Below are 3,090 nucleotides of genomic sequence, written 5' to 3'. Positions count from 1 at the left end.
CCTTATGGGCTGATCGAGTATTCCAAAAGCGGCCGGGTAGCCATTGTAAAATGGAGCCGCCGTTTCCACGATCACCTGAAAGAGCTGGCCCGTAAAGAGGCAGATAGCTTTAAAACCAACATTTAAAATTTACGATTTCAGATTTACGATTTTAGATTTTCGGGAAGATTTCCGCTGTATTCAAATCTAAAATCGTAAATCTAAAATCTAAAATAGAATCATCGTAAATCTAAAATCGGAAATAACAATGGCAACCATCAATTTTGGCGGGGTACTGGAAGACGTAGTAACCAGAGAAGAATTCCCCATGGAAAAAGCGAGAGAAGTTCTGAAAAATGAAACGATCGCTATTATCGGTTACGGCGTGCAGGGCCCCGGCCAGGCATTGAACCTTAAAGACAATGGTTTTAATGTGATCATTGGTCAGCGTAAAGATTCTAAAACCTGGGATAAAGCCGTTGCTGATGGCTGGGTACCCGGTAAAACGCTGTTCGAGATCGAAGAAGCCGCACAAAAAGGCACCATCATCCAGTTCCTGCTGTCTGATGCCGGCCAGATCACCCTGTGGCCTACATTAAAGCAATACCTCACCCCCGGTAAGGCATTGTATTTTTCCCATGGTTTTGGCATCACCTACAAAGAGCAAACCAACATCATTCCCCCTGCAGATGTGGATGTGATACTGGTAGCGCCTAAAGGTTCCGGTACCTCCCTGCGCAGGCTGTTCCTGGCAGGCCAGGGGCTGAACTCCAGCTTCGCTATCTTCCAGGACGCCACCGGCAAAGCACGCGACCGCGTTATTGCGCTGGGTATTGGCGTAGGCTCCGGCTACCTGTTCCAGACAGATTTTAAGAAAGAAGTATATAGCGATCTTACCGGAGAACGCGGTACGCTGATGGGTTGTATCCAGGGTATTTTTGCCGCCCAGTATGAAGTGCTGCGCAAAAACGGCCACTCTCCTTCAGAAGCTTTCAACGAAACCGTAGAAGAGCTCACCCAATCCCTGATGCCGCTGGTAGCAGAGAATGGTATGGACTGGATGTATGCTAACTGTTCTACTACTGCCCAACGCGGTGCGCTGGATTGGTGGAAGAAGTTCAAAGCAGCCACCCAACCGGTGTTTGAAGAGCTGTACGCCAGCGTAGCAGCCGGTAAAGAAGCCGCCCGTTCTATCGCTTCCAACAGCACTCCGGACTACCGTGAAAAGCTGAACGAAGAGCTGAAAGAGCTGCGTGAAAGTGAAATGTGGCAGGCCGGAGCAGCGGTTCGTAAGCTGCGTCCGAACAACGCCTAGTATTCAATTACGAATTGTTTAATTACGAATTACGAATTGATTAAGGCGGATGATTGTGTTGGTTTTTTGAAACCCCTTATTAAATCGCTGCATTTTAATTCGTAATTCGTAATTAAATAATTCGTAATTCTAAAAGTGAGTTACAACATGTCTGAAGTATCTGCCCAACCATTAAACATCCTGCAGGCCGCTGAACGGCTAAAGCCGGTGGTGAAACGCACGCCGCTTACCTATAGCGCCACTTTATCCCGGCGTTATGGCTGTGAGGTATACCTGAAGCGGGAGGACATGCAGATCGTGCGCTCCTATAAGCTGCGGGGCGCTTATAACCTCATCAGCAGTTTAAAACCTGAGCAGCTGGCTAACGGCGTAACCTGCGCCAGTGCCGGCAACCACGCACAGGGCTTTGCTTACTCCTGTAAATTATTAGGCATCCAGGGCGTAGTATTTATGCCCATCATCACACCCAAACAAAAGGTGAACCAGGTGAAAATGTTCGGCGGTGATCACATCCGCATTCAGCTGGTAGGCGATACGTTTGATGATTGCGCATTTGAAGCGCAGGCCTTTACCAAATTACATGGCATGACGTTCATACCTCCTTTTGATGATCCACTGATCATTGAAGGGCAGGGCACTGTGGCAGTTGAGATCCTGGAAGATCAGCCGCAGGTAGATTACTTGTTTGTACCCATTGGCGGCGGCGGGCTGGCAGCCGGGGTAGGCACTTATTTTAAAACATACAGTCCCAAAACAACCATTGTAGGGGTAGAGCCCAAAGGCGCACCGTCCATGTTACGCGCGCTGGAGAACGGCGCCCCTGTTACCCTTACCGAAATTGACCGCTTTGTAGATGGCGCTGCCGTAAAAAGAGTAGGCAACCTGCCTTTTGAGATCTGCAAAGATGTACTGGATAAAATGCACCTGGTGGCAGAAGGTAAAGTATGCTCCACCATCCTGCAGCTGTACAATGAGGACGCTATTGTGGTAGAACCGGCCGGCGCCTTATCCATGGCCGTGCTGGACGATTTTGCCGCTGAAATAAAAGGCAAACGCGTAGTATGTATTGTAAGCGGCAGCAATAATGATATTGACCGCATGCAGGAAATAAAAGAACGTTCCCTCCTTTACGAAGGGCTGAAGCATTACTTTATTGTACGTTTTGCCCAAAGGCCCGGCGCGCTCAGGGATTTTCTGAACAACATACTGGGCCCCAACGACGATATTACCCGTTTTGAATTCATACAGAAACATAATAAGGAAACCGGCCCCGCGCTGGTAGGCATAGAGCTGAAGAACCGTGAGGATTACGATACACTGATAGCTAACTTCCGCAAGTATAACCTGCATTATACCGCACTGAACGAAGATGATAACCTGTTCGGGTACCTGGTGTAAGAATGCTGAAAGCATAAGGCAGAAAGCACAAAGCGCTGGGTTTATTCGCTGCTTTGTGCTTTCTGCTTTTTAGCTTTCTGCTCAGCGGTATACGTAACTTGCGCTAATGTGCGTTATTTGCAAAATGGCAAAGTAATTGAGCGATACATTAAAGCACACGCTTAACACATAACGCAGGCAGCTTTGAGCATGCAGCGTTCTGCGTTAAGCACAAAAAACGGAATCATGCAAGCAGCTACCTTACCACAATTTGGCGATGCCAACACTTTTGAAATAACAGAGATCCCCATACCACGGCCGGCTGCAGGCCAGCTGCTGGTAAAAGTAAAAGCCGCCGGTATTAACCCTGTAGATTATAAAACACGCGCCGGCAAAGGACAGGCACAATACTTTACACT

The 3,090-nt window shown here is 48.2% G+C and carries 2 protein-coding genes; both read left to right on the top strand.

From position 1 onward, the window contains the following. Positions 1-247 precede the first annotated feature (247 nt). The gene (ilvC, locus tag VIM87_RS26840) at positions 248-1,294 is read left to right on the top strand and encodes a ketol-acid reductoisomerase (RefSeq protein WP_331999968.1); all 1,047 of its coding nucleotides are present in this window, start codon (positions 248-250) and stop codon (positions 1,292-1,294) included. Positions 1,295-1,441: 147 nt separating this feature from the next. Next, positions 1,442-2,692: a threonine ammonia-lyase gene (gene ilvA / locus VIM87_RS26835; protein ID WP_331999967.1), complete on the top strand. Its 1,251-nt coding sequence runs from the start codon at positions 1,442-1,444 to the stop codon at positions 2,690-2,692. Positions 2,693-3,090 lie beyond the last annotated feature (398 nt).

The organism is Chitinophaga sp. (genome assembly GCF_036569125.1).
Lineage (GTDB): Bacteria > Bacteroidota > Bacteroidia > Chitinophagales > Chitinophagaceae > Chitinophaga.
Note: the sequence above shows the minus strand (reverse complement) of the source record. Positions and strands in the feature narration are given on the sequence as shown.

Excerpts from the sequence above, each read along its gene's own strand:
- ilvC (WP_331999968.1), top strand. The coding sequence starts at position 248 with ATGGCAACCATCAATTTTGGCGGGGTACTGGAAGACGTAGTAACCAGA.
- ilvA (WP_331999967.1), top strand. The coding sequence starts at position 1,442 with ATGTCTGAAGTATCTGCCCAACCATTAAACATCCTGCAGGCCGCTGAA.